Genomic DNA, 15,702 nt, shown 5'->3' on the forward strand with positions numbered 1-15,702 from the left:
TGGCAGGCTTCGCCGGGTGAGCCTGACCGTCCACCGCGCGCCGCGCACCGACCTGCTCGCCGACGCCCTCGGCGAGCTGCTCGCGCAGCCGGTGGAGGACCCCTTCGCCGAGGAGGTCGTGGTCGTCCCGGCCCGCGGGGTCGAGCGGTGGTTGACGCAGCGGCTCTCCCACCGGCTGGGCACGGGCCCGCGCGGCGGTGACGGCGTCTGCGCGGGTGTCCGGTTCCTCACCCCCCACTCCCTCGTCTCGGTGCTCCTGGGTCGCGAGCGGGAGGACCCGTGGGAGCCCGGGCGGCTCGCCTGGCCCGTGCTCGAGGCCGTCGACGCCCACCTCGACGAGGCGTGGGCCCTGCCCCTGGCCCGCCACCTGGGTGCGGTCCTCGCGCCCGGCGAGCCCGCCGAGCTGGGGGAGCTGCGCCGTACCCGCCGGTGGGCCGTGGCGCGCCGGCTGGCGGCCGCGTTCGCGTCGTACGCCGCGCAGCGGCCCGGGCTCGTCGCCGACTGGCGGGCGGGGCGCGACACCGACGGTGCCGGCGGGACGCTGGCCGAGGACCTGCGGTGGCAGGCCGAGCTGTGGCGCCGGGTCGTGGAGCGGGTGGACGCGCCGGCGCCCGACGAGCGGCACGCGGCGACGCTGGCGGCCCTGCGTTCCGGCGCGGACGGGCTCGACCTGCCGGGCCGGCTCTCCCTGTTCGGCCACACGCGGCTGCCGGTGGCGGAGGTCGAGCTGCTGGAGGCGCTCGCGACCCGCCGCGACGTGCACCTGTGGCTGCCGGTGGCCTCGCCCGCGCTGGCCGCGCGGCTGGACGCCGCGGGCGGCCCCGCCCCGGCAGCCGCGACCGGGGGTACGGCGGGCCGCGCCGTACCGCGGCGCGCCGACGCCGACACGACCGGCGCGGTCGGCCACCCCCTGCTCGCCGCCCTGGGGCGCGACGCCCGCGAGCTGCAGCAGCAGCTGGCCCGCCTCGACGCCCGCGTCGAGCAGCTCGGCGACGTGCCCGCCCCGCCCCCCTCTGCGCCGCTGCTGACGCTGCTGCAGGCCGACGTCCGCGCCGACCGGCTGCCCACCCCGGCGCAGCGGGCGGAGCGCACCCGCACGGTCGACACGTCGGTGCAGGTGCACGCCTGCCACGGCCCGGCCCGCCAGGTCGAGGTGCTGCGCGAGGTGCTCGTGGGCCTGCTCGCCGACGACCCGACCCTGGAGCCGCGCGACGTGCTCGTCATGTGCCCCGACGTGGAGGCCTACGCGCCGCTGGTCGAGGCCGGGTTCGGACTGGCGTCGGGGGACCCCGACGACCCCCTGGCCTCGGCGTCCGACCAGCACCCGGCCCACCGCCTGCGGGTGCGACTGGCCGACCGCGCCCTCTCCAGCGTCAACCCGCTGCTCGCCCTCGCGGAGCGCGTCGTCGCCCTGGCGGGCTCGCGGGTCACCGCCTCCGACGTGCTCGACCTGGCGGGCCGGCCCGTCGTGCGCCGGCGCTTCGCCCTCGACGAGGACGACCTCTCCCGGGTCGAGCGCTGGGTGCGCGACGCCGGCGTGCGCTGGGGCTTCGACGCGGAGCACCGGGCCGACTACGGGCTCGGGCACGTCGCGCAGAACACGTGGCGCGCCGGGCTCGACCGCGTGCTGCTCGGCGTGGCCGTGGCTGGCGACGTCCCCCGCTGGGTGGGCAGCGCGCTCCCGCTCGACGACGTGGGCAGCGGCGACGCCGACCTCGCCGGCCGGTTCGCCGAGCTCGTCGACCGCCTCGAGCACGGTCTCGACCGGCTGCACGGCCCGGCGCCGGCCGAGGAGTGGGTCGCCGCGATCGGCGAGGTCGTCACCTCGCTGGCCGCGGTGCCGCCCCGCGACGCCTGGCAGGCGGCCGAGCTGGAGCGCGAGCTGCGCCGGCTGGCCCCCGCGGGCGTCCCGGGCGTCGACCGCGCGCCGCTGGGGCTGCCCGAGGTGCGGGCGATGCTCACCCGTGCGTGGTCGGGGCGCCCCACGCGGGCGAACTTCCGCACGGGCACGCTGACGGTCTCGACCCTCGTGCCGATGCGCTCGGTGCCCCACCGCGTGGTGTGCCTCCTGGGCCTCGACGACGGGGTGTTCCCGCGCGCCGGCATCACCGACGGCGACGACGTGCTCGCGCGCTCGCCGCTGGTCGGCGAGCGCGACCCGCGCAGCGAGGACCGCCAGCTCCTCCTCGACGCGGTGATGGCGGCGACCGAGCACCTGGTCGTGACCTACACGGGAGCGGGGGAGCACACGGGCGCCCCCCGCCCGCCCGCCGTGCCGCTGGGGGAGCTGCTCTCCGCGCTGGAGCGCACGGCGGTGGTCGAGCAGCCGGTGCTCGTGCGCCACCCGCTCCAGCCCTTCCACCCCTCGAACCTCGTGGCGGCCGACGACGGCTCGGGCCGCCCGCCCTTCAGCTTCGACACCGCCGCCCTGGCCGGCGCGAAGGCGGCGCGCGGGCCGCGCCGCTCGCCGTACCCGCTGCTGGCGGCGCCGCTGCCGGCGGTGAAGGACGAGGTGGTGTCGCTCGACGACCTCGTGCGCTTCCTCGTCTCGCCGGCCCGGGAGTTCCTGCGCAGCCGGCTCGACGTCGCCACCCGCTTCGACGAGGACGAGGTGGCCGACGCGGTGCCGCTCGACCTCGACGCGCTCGAGAAGTGGGGCGTCGGGTCGCGCGTGCTCGCCGACGCGCTCGCGGGCGTCGCCCCGGGCGACGCGATCGAGGCCGAGCGCCGCCGCGGGCAGCTGCCGCCCCGCGCGCTGGGCGCCGGCGTCCTCGCCCAGGCCGAGTCGGACGTGCGTCGGCTCTACGCCGGCACGCTCGAGCTGCGCGCCGGGGACCCGCGCACCGTCGACGTCGACGTGGACCTCGGCGACGGGCGTCGCCTCGTCGGCACCGTCGGCGGCCTCCACGGCTCGCGGCTGGTCTCCGTCGAGTTCTCCTCCCTGCGCGCGAAGCACCGCATCGCGGCGTGGGTGCGGCTCCTGGCGCTCGCGGCGGCGTACCCCGACGAGTCCTTCACCGCCCACACCGTCGGCCGCGCCGGGCGGGCGGGGCCGCGGCGGGCGCTGGCCGGCCCGCTCGACCACCGCGCGCTCGAGTGGCTGCGGCAGCTGGTCGACGTGCGCGACCGCGGGATGCGCGAGCCGCTGCCCCTGCCGGTCGGCACGGCGTGCGCGTACGCCGAGGCGCTGCACCGCCAGCGCCACGGCGACGAGGCCAGCCTCGACGAGGTCGTGACGCGCTCCTGGGTGACGCAGCGGGGTGCGCAGGTGCCGGGCGAGGCCGACGCCGCCGAGCACGTGCTGCTCCACGGTCCCCGCGCCGGCGTGGACGTGCTCCTCGCCCCGCCGCGTCCCGACGAGACCTGGGTGCCGACCACCGAGGGCGAGGGCTTCCGCACGCGGCTGGGGCAGTACGCCTGGCGGGTCTGGGCGCCGCTCGTCGAGGGCGCGGAGAAGGTGGCTCCGCTGTGAGCGGCGCGGAGGACTGGGGCCAGGCGGCGATGCCGCACGAGGTCGTCGACGAGTTCGACATCCTCGCCCCACGGCTGCCGACCGGCACGACCCTGCTCGAGGCGAGCGCCGGCACGGGCAAGACGTGGACGATCGGCGCGCTGGTGGCGCGGTACGTCGCCGAGGGCCACGCCCGCCTCGACGAGCTGCTCGTCGTCACCTTCGGGCGCGCCGCGAGCCAGGAGCTGCGCCAGCGCGTGCGCAGCCAGCTCGAGGCCGTCGCCGACGGGCTGGCCGCCGCGACCGGCGAGGGGGTCGCGGGCGCCGAGCACGCCGACGACGCCGAGGTCCCCGGCCCGGCCGACGAGGTGGTCGCGCTGCTGTGCACCGGCCCGCCCGACGAGCTGCGCGCCCGCCGCGAGCGGGTGACCGCGGCGCTGGCCCACTTCGACGGCGCGACCATCGCGACGATCCACCAGTTCTGCCAGCAGGTGCTGCGCAGCCTCGGCGTCGCGGGCGACACCGACCCCTCGGCGCGACTGGTGGAGGACGTGGACGACCTGCGCGACGAGGTCGTCGAGGACCTCTACGTCCGCGGCTTCGCCGACGACCCCGCCCCGGCGTTCACCGTCGCCGAGGCCCGCGAGATCGGCGCCGCGGTGGTCGGCGACCCCCAGGCGCTCGTGGTGCCCGAGCACCCCGCCGACGAGGCGCCCGCCCTGCGGCGCACCCGGTTCGCCCGCGCCGTGCGCGCCGAGCTGGAACGGCGCAAGCGCCGGGCCGGGCTGCTGGGGTACGACGACCTGCTCAGCCAGCTCGCGACCGCCCTGGAGGCCGACGACGCGGCCGCCCGCGCGCGGATGCGCCTGCGCTGGAAGGTCGTGCTCGTCGACGAGTTCCAGGACACCGACCCCGTGCAGTGGCAGGTCTTCGACCGGGCGTTCAGCGGCCACGCGACGATGGTGCTCATCGGCGACCCCAAGCAGGCCATCTACGGCTTCCGGGGCGGTGACGTGGTGACCTACCTCGACGCCGCGGCGACGGCGACGACCCACCAGACGCTCGCGACCAACTGGCGCTCCGACGCCGGCCTCGTCGCGGCGGTGCAGCGGCTGCTCGAGGGCGCCGCGCTCGGCGACGAGCGCATCACGGTGCGCCCCGTCCGGGCCCACCACCAGGCGCGCCGCCTCCAGGGCGCCCCGCACGGCGACCCCTTCCGGCTGCGGGTGGTCCGTCGTACGACGGTCGACCCGGGCGCTCGGCCCCGCGCGGCGCTGCGGGTGGGCACGGTGCGTCCCCACCTCGAGGCCGACTGCGCCCACGACGTCGCGGCCCTGCTGGCCTCGGGCGCCGAGTGGGACGGCCGGCCGATCCGCGCCGGCGACGTCGCGATCCTCGCCCACACCCGCTGGCAGCTGGAGTCGCTGCAGGAGGCGCTCGACGCCGTCGGCGTGCGCTCGGTCTTCGCCGGCGGGGGCAGCGTGTTCGCCTCGCCCGCCGCCGAGGAGTGGGCCACCCTGCTCGAGGCCATGGAGGCGCCCCACCGCTCCGCCCTCGTGCGCGCGGCGGCCCTCACCTGCTTCGTGGGGGAGACGCCGACGACGCTCGAGGGCGACGGTGACCGGGCCACCGAGCGCGTCGCCGACCTCCTGCGCGGCTGGTCGGCCCTGCTGGGCCGGCGCGGGGTCGCGGCGGTCTTCGAGGCCGCCGTGCGCCACGGCCTGTTCGCCCGCGTGCTGGGCCGCGACGACGGCGAGCGCCACCTGACGGACCTGCGCCACCTGGCCGAGACGCTCCACCTGGCGTCCCGCGGCGAGGCGCGCGGCGGGCGCGAGGGCGCCCGCGGGGAGAGCCTGGGCCTCGCCGGTCTCGTGGCGTGGCTGCGCCGCGAGATGCGCGATGACGCGGGCGAGGGCATCAGCGAGCGCACGCGCCGCCTCGACAGCGACGCCGCCGCCGTCCAGCTCGTGACGGTGCACGGCAGCAAGGGGCTGCAGTACCCGGTGGTCTACCTGCCCTACCTCGCCGACCGCTGGGTGCGGGAGCCGACGGTGCCGCGCTTCCACCTGCCGCCCGACGGCGACGGGGTACGCCGCCGCGCCGTCGACGTGGGCGGGCGCAGCGGCCCGCACTGGGCACGCAGCCTCTCCGAGCACGCCCACGAGGAGGCCGGCGAGTCGCTGCGCCTGCTCTACGTGGCCCTCACCCGGGCCCAGTCGCAGGTGGTGGCGTGGTGGGCGCCCACGACGAACGCGCCGAGCGCGCCGCTGCACCGCGTGCTCTTCGGTCGCACCGCGGGCTCGAGCGAGGTCGCCGACCCCGCCGGGCTGCCGGGCGACGACGAGGCGCTGTCGCGGCTGGGTGCGCTGCAGGCCGCGGGCGGGCCGGTGGTCGAGGAGTCCGTCGCCGCCCCGCCGCGCGTCGTGCTGCCCGCGGTGGCCGAGCCGCCGCTCGCCGTGCGCACCTTCGACCGGGAGGTCGACGTGGCGTGGCGGCGCACGTCGTACTCGTCGCTGTCCGCGGCGGGCGCGGGCCACGGGGCGGGTCACGGCGGCGGTCACGCGGGGGGACCCGACCCCGCGACCGCCACGAGCGAGCCCGAGCTGACCCCCCGCGAGGACGAGCCCGACCTCCCCGTGGGCGCGGCGGGGGACCCGGGCGGGGTGCCGGGCGAGGACCCGGTGTCGCCGATGGCCACGCTGCCGGTGGGCGCGACCTTCGGCTCCCTGGTGCACGGGGTGCTCGAGCACGCGGACCTCACCGTGCCCGACCTGACCGCCGAGCTGGCAGGCCACGTCGCCGAGCAGCGCACGTGGTGGCCGGTCACCGGCCTCGACGAGGAGGTGCTCGTCGGCGCCCTCGAGGCCGTCGCGACCACGTCGCTGGGGCCGCTGGCCGCCGGACGCACGCTGCGCGAGGTGCCGCCCGCCGACACCCTGCGCGAGCTGGACTTCGAGCTGCCCCTCGCGGGCGGCGACCTCGCGCGGGGCCGCACGGGAGGCCCCCGCCTCGGCGACCTCGCCCCGATCCTGCGCGCGCACCTGCCCGAGGCCGACCCGGTGCGGGCCTACGCGGCGGTGCTCGACGGCGACCCCCAGCTGGCCGACCAGGCGCTGCGGGGCTACCTCGGCGGCTCCGTCGACGTGCTGCTGCGCGTGCGCGGTGCGGCGGCGGGCGGGCGGGACGCCTACCTCGTCGTCGACTACAAGACCAACTGGCTCGGGCCCGTGCCCGAGCCCGACGAGCCGCCGGCGCTGCGCGCCTCGGCGTACGCCCCGGCCGCCCTCGACGCGGCGATGGGCGGGTCGGACTACCCGCTGCAGGCGCTGCTGTACGCCGTCGTCGCCCACCGCTTCCTGCGCTGGCGGCTGCGCGACTACGACCCCGCGGTCCACCTGGGCGGGGTGCTCTACCTCTACCTGCGCGGTATGTGCGGCCCGGCGACGCCGGTCGTCGACGGCTCGCCGTGCGGCGTCTTCTCCTGGCGCCCGCCCGTGGCGCTCGTCGAGGCCGCGAGCGACCTGCTGGACGGAGGTGCGGCGTGACCGAGCTCTTCGAGCCCGAGGGGCCCGACGACCACCGCGTCGCCCGCACCGCGGGGCCCGGCGTGCTGCGCGACCTCAACGCCGCGGGCGTGCTGAGCGCCGCCGACGTGCAGGTGGCCCGGCGCGTGGGCGACCTCGCCGCCGCGGCGTCCGGGCGCACGGCCGAGGACGAGCACGCCCTCCTCGCCCTCGCGCTCTGCGTGCGCGCCCTGCGCGGCGGCTCCGTGTGCCTCGACCTCGTGGGCGTCCGGGACGTGGTGGAGGCGGCGGATGCCGAGGCCACGACCGCCGAGGCCACGACCGCCGGGGCCGCGGGCGTCGCGCTGCCGGAGCACGAGGCCTGGTGCGCCGCGATCGACGCGAGCGCGCTGGTCGCCCAGGGCGTCCTGCACCGGTCGGGCCACCTGGTGCACCTCGACCGCTACCGCCGCGAGGAGCAGCAGGTCGCCGCCGACCTGCTCGCCCGCGAGGAGGCGGCGCCCCCGGCGGTCGATCGCGCCGTGCTCGAGGCCGGGCTCGAGCGCGTCTTCCCCGCCGCCACCCACGCCGAGCAGCGGGAGGCCGCGCGGCACGCGGTCACCCGCCGTACGACGGTGCTCACCGGCGGACCCGGCACGGGCAAGACCACCGCGGTCGCGGGCCTGCTCGTGCTGCTCGCGGGCCAGGCGCCGGCGGGATCGCCGCTGCGCGTGGCGCTGGCGGCGCCGACGGGCAAGGCGGCTGCCCGGCTCGGCGAGGCGATCGCGGCGTCCGCGGAGGCGTTCGACCCGGCGGAGCGCGCCGTGCTCGACGAGGTGGTGCGGGGCGTCCAGGCCACGACGCTGCACCGGCTGCTCGGCTGGCGCCCCGGCTCCTCCACCCGCTTCCGCCACGACCGCGGCAACCGCCTGCCCCACGACGTGGTGGTCGTCGACGAGGCGTCGATGCTGTCGCTGACCATGACCGCGCGGCTGCTCGAGGCCGTGCGGCCCCAGGCGCGGCTCGTGCTCGTGGGCGACGCCGACCAGCTCGCCTCGGTCGAGGCCGGCGCGGTGCTCGCCGACCTCGTCGCCGGCTTCGCGGACGCCGGTGCTGCCGAGGTGGGTGCCGCCGACGCCGGTGCCGCCGAGGAGGGTGCCGCCGTGGACGGTGCCACCCGGGGCGCCGGACCCGTGGTGCGGCTGCGCACGTCCCACCGCTTCGGCGCGCGCATCGGGCGGCTGGCCGCGGCGCTGCGCCTCCCCGACGACGCGGGCACGCCGGCGGAGGACGTCGTGACCGTGACCCGGGCCCTGGCCGCCGAGGGCCGCGGCGCGGACGGCACGGCCGTCGAGCTGTGGGAGACCCCCGCCGACGACCCGCGCCCGGAGGCGACGCTCGACGAGCGGCTCCGCCCGCTGCTCCACCCGCTCGCCCGGGACATCCGCGCCGCCGCCCTGGCGGGGGACACCGCCGGGGCGCTCCGGCTCCTGGCCCGCCACCGGGTGCTGTGCGCCCACCGGTCCGGACCCCACGGGGTCGCCGCCCACAACCGGCGGGTCGAGGGGTGGCTGGCGGAGGACGACCCGGGCGTGGTGCCGGGCGGCACGTACGCCGGACGCCCCCTCATCGTGGTGCGCAACGACCGGCAGCTCGGCCTCTACAACGGCGACACCGGGGTCGTGGTGCGCGCCGCCGACGGGTCGCTGCGGGCGGTGTTCGCCACCACGGACGGGGTGCGCGACCTCGCGGTGAGCCGGGTCGGCGAGGTCGAGACGATGCACGCGATGACGATCCACAAGGCGCAGGGCTCCCAGGCCGAGGAGGTCACCGTGCTGCTGCCCGACGCGGCGTCGCGGCTGCTGACGCGCGAGCTGCTCTACACTGCCGTCACCCGCGCCGAGCGGGTGGTGCGGCTGGTCGGCGCAGAGGCTTCCCTCGCCGCCGCGGCGACGCGGCACGTGCAGCGCGCCAGCGGCCTGCGCGACCGGTTGCGGACCGCCCGGCCCTGACCTCTGCCCCCGGCCCCCGCCCGGCCCTGACCCCGCCCGAGCGCGACGGCTCAGCCGGCGGGGCGCTGCGTGTAGGTGACACCCGGCTCGGGGGCGCCGAGCAGGGTGGACACCGTGACGGGCACGAGGCCGCGCTCGCGCAGGCCCGCGACGATGCCGGGCAGCGCCGCGAGCGTCACGGGGCGCTGCTCGTGCAGCAGCACGACGTCGCCGGGGCGGCTGCGGTCCACCACCCGGCGGGTGAGCTCGGCGGCGTCGGCCGCCGCGCCCAGCTCGACGGGCGCCGCGTCGTCGGGGTCGACCGACCACAGCACCTGGGCGAGACCCGCGGCGGCGGCGCGGGCGAGCACGGCGGGCTCGGTCGCGCCGTACGGCGGGCGGAAGAGCACCGGTGCGGTGCCCGTCGCGTCCTCGACGGCCGTCGCCGTGCGGTCGATCTCGCGCTCGACGTGCCGGGCGCCGAGCCGGGTGAGGTTCTTGTGGTCCCACGTGTGGACCCCGATCTCGTGCCCGGCGGCCGCGATGGCCGCGGTGGCCTCGGGGTACGTCGCGACCTGCTGGCCCACCACGAAGAACGTGGCGGGGGCGTCGACCGCCTCGAGCGTGGCGAGCAGGTCGGCCGACTCCGGGCCCGGCCCGTCGTCGAACGTGAGGGCGACGCACTGCTCGACGGCACAGTCCACGGCGGGCTCCGCGGGCCCGGTCGACCCGCCCGGCTCGGTCGGCTCCGACGACTCGCTGGGCGAGGGCGACGGCGCGGGACCGTCGGTCGCGGGTCCGTCGGTCGCGGGTTCGCCGGCGGGCGCGGCCCCGTCGGGCGCGGGCGGCAGGGTCGGCTCGACGAGCGCGTCGCGGGCCCGCTCGCCGAGCGGGGACAGCAGCTCCTCGGTCTGGTCGACGGTCAGCACGACGGTGATCCGGCCCGTCCGGCCGCCGGCCAGCTGGTGCTCGTCGAAGCCGACGAACAGCTCGCCGTTCTCGGTGAAGGCCAGCACGGGCACGCCGGCCGTGAGCACGGTGGTGAGGGAGACGGGGTCGACGGCGTCCTGGCCGGCGAGCGCCTCGGTGACCGCGTCGGCGAAGCGCACCGGGTCCGCCAGCAGCGCCGAGTTGGGCACGACGGCGGCGGTCTGCGCGTCGTACCAGGTCGTGGCCCAGGTGTCGGTGGTCGTGCCGTCGGCGTGCACGTAGGTGTCGAGCAGCACCCCGGCCACGTCCCGCGAGGAGCCGACCAGGCTCCAGGTGCCGTTGAGCTCGGTGGCCGCGGGCGTGCCCGCGGCGGGGGTGGGGTGCGCGCTGCGGTACGCCGTCACACCGGCCCGCACGCGCTCGGCGAGGACCGCGTCGACGGGGGCGAGCCCCAGCTCGGGCCACGCGACGGCCACCTGCCCGGCCTCGTCGACGACCAGGCGGGTGCCCGCGCCGGGGGCGTCCTCGAGGACGGCGGGGTCCACGACGGCGGGGTAGGTGTCGACGGTCACGACGGGGTCGTCCACCGGCGGCTGCGACGGCGCGAGCTCGTGCGGCTCGTCGGGCTCGGTGGGGGTCTCGGCCGAGCAGCCGGCCAGCATCAGGCCGGCCGCGAGGAGCGCGGCGAGGGCGCGGCGGCGCATGGGTCTCCGCTCTGCTGTCGGGTGGTGAGCGCGGCCATCATGCCAGCCGCCCGGCGCCCGCCCGGCGCCCGGCCGCGCGCCCTCCCGCACGCCCTCCCGCACGCCCGTCCGGGCGGCCGGCTGCGCGACCGGTCGTCGGACACGGGGGTGGTCGGGGGCGCCAGCCACTATCGTGGCGTCCGGCCCGACCCCGACCGACAGGCCCGACAGATGCCCTTCCTGCTGCGTGTGGAGCTGCCCGACGTCCCGGGCTCGCTCGGCCGTGTCGCGAGCGCGATCGGCGAGGCGGGGGGCGACATCGAGGCCATCGAGATCGTCGAGCACCGCGGCGACGGCACCGCGGTCGACGACGTGCTCCTCGAGACCGCGCCCGGCGCGATGCCCGACTCGATCGTGTCGGCCTGCAACGCCCTCGACGGCGTGCAGGTGGTGTGGATCAGCCGCTACGCGGCGGGCGGCAACCTGTTCCTCGACCTCGAGGCGGTGGAGGACCTGACGGCCCACCCCCACGAGGCCCTCGACCGCCTGGTCGACCTGCTCCCGATCACGTTCCGCGCCGACTGGGCCGTCCGGACGCGCCGCGCCCGGGACGGCAGCGCCGACCTCGTGCACGCCACGGGGGCGGCGCCCGGCACGGTGGCGTGGTTCCCGCTGCACGACCGCCCGGCCCGTCTCGAGGCTCCGGGTGACGAGATCAACGTGCTGTGCGGCGTCCCGCTGGGGGAGCGCGAGCAGATCGTCGTCGGGCGCCGGGGCGGCCCCGACTTCCTCGACTCCGAGCTCGCGCGCATGGGTCACCTCGTCGCGCTGGCGGGCTCCATCGCGCGCCAGGGCTGAGGCGCGACCCTCCGGTGACCGTGGTCACTGCGCCCGGGTGGAGAATGGCGGCCATGCGCATCGTGGTGCTGACGGGGGCGGGCATCTCCGCCGAGTCGGGTGTCCCGACCTTCCGGGACTCCGACGGTCTGTGGGAGGGGCACCGGATCGAGGACGTCGCCACCCCCGAGGCCTACGAGATGCAGCCCGGGGTGGTCCAGGCCTTCTACGACGCCCGGCGCGAGGCGCTGGCCACGGTCGAGCCCAACCCGGCCCACCGCGCCCTCGCGCGGCTGGAGGAGCACCTCGGCGACGACTTCCTCCTCGTCACCCAGAACATCGACGACCTCCACGAGCGCGCCGGCAGCACGCGCCTCATCCACATGCACGGCGAGCTGAGGTCGGCGCTGTGCAGCAGCTGCCGGCAGCGCTCGCAGTGGCTGGGCGACCTCGCCGACCTGCCGCCGTGCCCGCGCTGCGGCCAGTGCGACCTGCGGCCCGACGTCGTGTGGTTCGGCGAGATCCCCTACCGGATGCGGGAGATCGAGGACGCGCTCGCCGAGGCCGACCTCTTCGTCTCCATCGGCACCTCCGGCGCGGTCTACCCCGCGGCCGGGTTCGTTCAGGTCGCCCGCGCGTACGGCGCGCACACCCTCGAGCTCAACCTGGTGCCGAGCGAGGGGCGCTCGATGTTCCACGAGGCCCGCCACGGGCGCGCGGGCGAGATCGTGCCCGTCTGGGTCGAGGAGCAGCTGCGGCGATGAGCGGGCGGACGGACGAGACGGCGCCGGGTGGACCGGTGCGGGGGCGGTGGGCCCGCCGTACCGGCGCGGTGGCACTGGTCGTGGCCCTGGCCGCGACGACGGCGTGCAGCGGCGACGACGGCGGCAGCGACGGCAGCGGGAGCGACGGCGGCGGCACCGGTGAGGGTGCCGGCGGCAGCACGCCGGTCCCCGGCGCCGGCGTGCCGACCGACCGGGCGGCGGCCGAGCGTTTCGGCCGGCTGCCGGCCGACTCGGTGGGCGCGGCGGTGCTCGCCGACATGGTCGACGTCTCCACGATGCAGGCCCGCGTGCGCACCACCCACCAGGGCCTCGACGTCGTCGCCCAGGTCGCCGTGGACCCGGACGCCAACTGCGCGGGGTCGATGACCATCGGCGACGGCACGGTCGAGGTGCTGCGCGTCGGCGGCGATGTCTACGCGTCCTTCGACCAGCCCCTCCTCGAGACCCTCGGCCACTCCCCGGCCGAGGCCGCCGCGATCGTCGAGCGCACCGGCGACCGGTGGGTGCTGCTCGACCTCGCCTCCGGCCTGACCGACGTCGGCCTCGCGTGCCAGGCGGCGGTCGACGCCCTCGGCGGCGCCATCTTCTCGCCCGACGACGACGCGGAGCTCAGCATCGACGGCCTCGGCGAGCTCGACGGCGAGCAGGTGCTGCTCGTGTCGCGCGCGGACCCCGAGCTGGGCACCACCACCGCCCGGGTGCGCGCGACGGCCCCCCACCACTACCTCCAGGTGGACACGCTGCGCGACGGCCGCCCCCTCGTCGTCGACCAGGTCGTGTACGACGCGGAGGTCGAGGTGCCCGAGCCCCAGGCCCGTGGCGTCGTGGACTCCGTGGACGTCGGCCTGAGCTGAGCCCGTGGACGGGTACGGCGACCCCTCAGGTACGGCGGGTACCGTTCGCCGTCGGCGCGTCGAGGTGACGTGGCCCACGTCGAGCGGTCGATCGGAGCCAGGGTGACGGACGAGCCGGAGCAGGACCCGGAGCGGGACCAGCCCGAGCAGGCGGGCAGCGGCGGAGCGTCGCGCGACGACGGCGTCACCCTCGTGCGCGGCGGCGTCAGCCCGGCGCGGCGGCGGACGCCGGACCGCAAGGTGCTGCTCGGCGGTGCCGCGGCGCTCGTGGTCGTGGCCGGCGCCGCGGTGGCCCTCGCTCGGTTCGGCGGCGACGACGGTGACGGCGGCAGCGACGGTGGCGAGGACAACGGGGTCGCCGAGAAGTCGATCGGCGAGATCGGCGCCGAGGTCGACGCCGCGATGAACGGCCTCACGTCGGTGCGGATCGTCATCGCGCCGACCGGGGGCGAGGACGCGTTCTCCCTCGACCTGCGCGTCGACGACGCCGGGGAGTGCGAGGGCACCTACGAGGCCGACGGTGTCGAGGCGACCGTGCTCAGCGTCGACGACCGCTTCTTCTACCGCCCCAGCGCGAACTACTGGGAGACCTCGGGACTCGACGCCGCGACCGCCGCGACGCTGCAGGAGCTGGTCGGCGACCGCTGGATCGACGGCTCCGAGACCGCGGGGGTCTCCAGCCTCGGCACCCTCTGCTCCGGCGGCGTGGACGCGCTGACCAGCGACGCGTACGACGCGACGGCCTTCGAGCAGGACGGGTGGACCGTCGGCGAGGAGGACGAGGTCGACGGCACGCCGGCCGTGCGGCTCGAGCGCGGTGACGACGACGCCGGGTCCGCCGTGACGCTCTGGGTCGCGACGACCGGGGAGCCGTACGTGCTGCGGGCCGACGTCGCCGAGGGTGAGACGAGCGCGTCGTACACCCTCTCGGAGCAGAACGAGCCGCTCGGCCTCGAGGTGCCCGCGGACGACGAGATCGTGCCGCCCGACGAGCTCGTCGCGGCCGTCGGTGACGGGGCGGCCGCGCCCCCGGGCTGACGGTCGGCGAGCCCCACCGCTACAGCGGCGGGAACAGCGGCGGCAGCACGAGGAGCATGCCCACCGACCAGGTGACGTGGGTGACGGCGCCCGCCAGGATGCCGTGCGTCGCCTGCCGCTGCAGCGCCGTCACGACGCCGAGGAGCACGGCCGCGAAGGCCAGCATGACGTTGCCCGTCGCGGCGGTCGCGACGGCGTACACGATCGTGGTGACCACGACGGGGTGCCGCTCCACGACGTCGAAAAGCACGCCGCGGAAGAACATCTCCTCGGCGATGCCGGCGGCCACGGTGATGAGCAGGATGCCGACGGTCACCTCGCCACCGGTGAACGACATGACGCGGCGGATCGCCTCGTCGAGCGGCCCGATCTCGCGCACCACGAGCGCGCCGAGCACGAAGACGCCCACGAGGCCCAGGCCCAGCAGGAACGGTCCGACGACCGGCGGGCGACCCGGTGGCGGGCCGACCCGGCCCAGGCGCACCGGTCCGGCGAGCAGCGCGCCGCCCGCCCAGACGGCGGCGAGCACCACGGTGACGACGTAGAACGCGGTGGAGCCGGGCTCGGTGCGCAGCATCATGGCGAGCACGACGGCTCCCGCCACGACGGTCGCGATGGCTGTGATGCGCGTGCGGTCGGCGGTCACGGCGCCCGGGGTCACCTCTCGGCCGGGGTGGTGGAGGCCTGCTCCGCGGCGCGCTCGGCGATCGCGCGGCGCACGGCCTCGGCGTACGACAGGGGCTCCCCGGGCACGAGCTCGCGGATGGAGTGGTCGGTGACGACCACCTCGATCCCCATCGAGTCCACCAGGTTGCGGCCCGTCGTGGTGTCGACGTCGGTGACGAGCGAGAGCCACCGCGACGACAGCCGCGGGCTCAGCACGGGCACGGGCAGGATCGGCGGCGCGTGGCCCTTGATGACCTTCGCCGCCTCCCGCAGCATCCCGAGGTAGTCGAGCCGGTCCGGCCCGCCGATCTCGAAGACGCGGTCGAGGGCCTCCTCGCGGTCGGCGACGCCGACGAGGTAGCGCGTCACGTCGTCGACGGCGATCGGCTGCGTCATCGTCTTGACCCACCGGGGCGCGACCATGGCGGGCAGCTTGTCGACGAGCTGGCGGGTGATCTCCCACGAGATGCCGCCGTGGCCGACGACGATGGCGGCGCGCAGCACGGTGACGGGGACGCCGCTCTGGCCCAGCAGGTGCTCGACCTCGCGACGCGAGCGCAGGTGGGGCGACAGCTCCTCGCCGTCGGCGCCGAGGCCGCCCAGGTAGACGATCTGGCGCACGCCGTGCGCCGCCGCGGCCTGGCCGAAGGCCCGCGCGGCGGCAGCGTCCCTGGCCTCGAAGTCGTCGGCGTCGAGGGAGTGGACGAGGTAGTAGGCGACGTCCACCTCGGCCAGCGGCTCGGCCAGCGAGCCGGGGTCGTCGACGTCGCCGTAGACCGGTGTCCCCTGCCCGGGGTAGTTCTCGGGGTGGCGCGTCATCGCGCGCACCTCGTGGCCGTCGGCGACGAGCGCGGGCACCAGTCGTCGACCGACGAATCCGGCGGCACCGGTCACCAGCACGCGCAGGCGCGGCGCGGGCGGGTTCTCGCTCTGCTCGGGCACGTCCCCCAGCATGCCGGGTGGG

10 protein-coding genes are annotated in these 15,702 nt (G+C 77.5%); 7 read left to right on the plus strand and 3 right to left on the minus strand.

Features of this window, described 5'->3' with window-relative positions:
• The first annotated feature begins 16 nt into the window (after positions 1–16).
• Genes recC through recD form a run of 3 tightly spaced genes read left to right on the plus strand, consistent with a single transcriptional unit; the run spans position 17 to position 8,966 of the window.
• Positions 17–3,472, plus strand: a complete 3,456-nt coding sequence (gene recC / locus ACOACO_RS04420) for an exodeoxyribonuclease V subunit gamma (RefSeq protein ID WP_420295038.1) — start codon at positions 17–19, stop codon at positions 3,470–3,472.
• Complete coding sequence (locus ACOACO_RS04425) at positions 3,469–6,996, plus strand: UvrD-helicase domain-containing protein (RefSeq protein ID WP_420295039.1); 3,528 nt, start codon at positions 3,469–3,471, stop codon at positions 6,994–6,996. Before recC ends, ACOACO_RS04425 begins: the two co-directional genes overlap by 4 nt.
• Positions 6,993–8,966 carry an exodeoxyribonuclease V subunit alpha gene (gene recD, locus ACOACO_RS04430; RefSeq protein WP_420295040.1) on the plus strand — a complete coding sequence of 658 codons (1,974 nt, stop codon included), beginning with the start codon at positions 6,993–6,995 and terminating at the stop codon, positions 8,964–8,966. Before ACOACO_RS04425 ends, recD begins: the two co-directional genes overlap by 4 nt.
• Positions 8,967–9,016: 50 nt before the next feature.
• Here the strand turns inward: recD and ACOACO_RS04435 are convergent, their stop codons facing one another.
• Positions 9,017–10,579, minus strand: coding sequence for a polysaccharide deacetylase family protein (locus ACOACO_RS04435; protein ID WP_420295041.1), 1,563 nt, complete (start codon positions 10,577–10,579; stop codon positions 9,017–9,019).
• 219 nt (positions 10,580–10,798) lie between these two features.
• Between ACOACO_RS04435 and ACOACO_RS04440 the strand changes: the two genes are divergently transcribed.
• The 4 genes from ACOACO_RS04440 (at position 10,799) to ACOACO_RS04455 (ending at position 14,072) form a co-directional block, all read left to right on the plus strand.
• The gene (locus ACOACO_RS04440; RefSeq protein ID WP_420296294.1) at positions 10,799–11,416 is read left to right on the plus strand and encodes an ACT domain-containing protein; all 618 of its coding nucleotides are present in this window, start codon (positions 10,799–10,801) and stop codon (positions 11,414–11,416) included.
• Between the two features lie 53 nt (positions 11,417–11,469).
• Entirely contained in the window at positions 11,470–12,159 is a 690-nt protein-coding gene (locus ACOACO_RS04445) for an NAD-dependent deacylase (RefSeq protein ID WP_420295042.1), read from the plus strand.
• Positions 12,156–13,034 carry a hypothetical protein gene (locus ACOACO_RS04450; protein ID WP_420295043.1) on the plus strand — a complete coding sequence of 293 codons (879 nt, stop codon included), beginning with the start codon at positions 12,156–12,158 and terminating at the stop codon, positions 13,032–13,034. Before ACOACO_RS04445 ends, ACOACO_RS04450 begins: the two co-directional genes overlap by 4 nt.
• A gap of 102 nt (positions 13,035–13,136) precedes the next feature.
• Positions 13,137–14,072, plus strand: a complete 936-nt coding sequence (locus tag ACOACO_RS04455) for a hypothetical protein (RefSeq protein WP_420295044.1) — start codon at positions 13,137–13,139, stop codon at positions 14,070–14,072.
• A 19-nt stretch (positions 14,073–14,091) separates the two neighbouring features.
• On the opposite strand, the gene ACOACO_RS04460 is transcribed toward ACOACO_RS04455, so the two are convergent.
• A complete protein-coding gene (locus ACOACO_RS04460) occupies positions 14,092–14,718 on the minus strand; it encodes a CPBP family intramembrane glutamic endopeptidase (RefSeq protein ID WP_420295045.1) in 627 nt (208 codons plus the stop codon).
• 11 nt (positions 14,719–14,729) lie between these two features.
• On the minus strand, positions 14,730–15,680 hold the full coding sequence (locus ACOACO_RS04465; protein WP_420295046.1) for an NAD(P)H-binding protein: 951 nt from the start codon (positions 15,678–15,680) through the stop codon (positions 14,730–14,732).
• Positions 15,681–15,702: the final 22 nt, after the last annotated feature.

The organism is Nocardioides sp. CPCC 205120 (genome assembly GCF_048654585.1).
In the GTDB taxonomy this organism is placed as follows: Bacteria; Actinomycetota; Actinomycetes; order Propionibacteriales; family Nocardioidaceae; genus Nocardioides.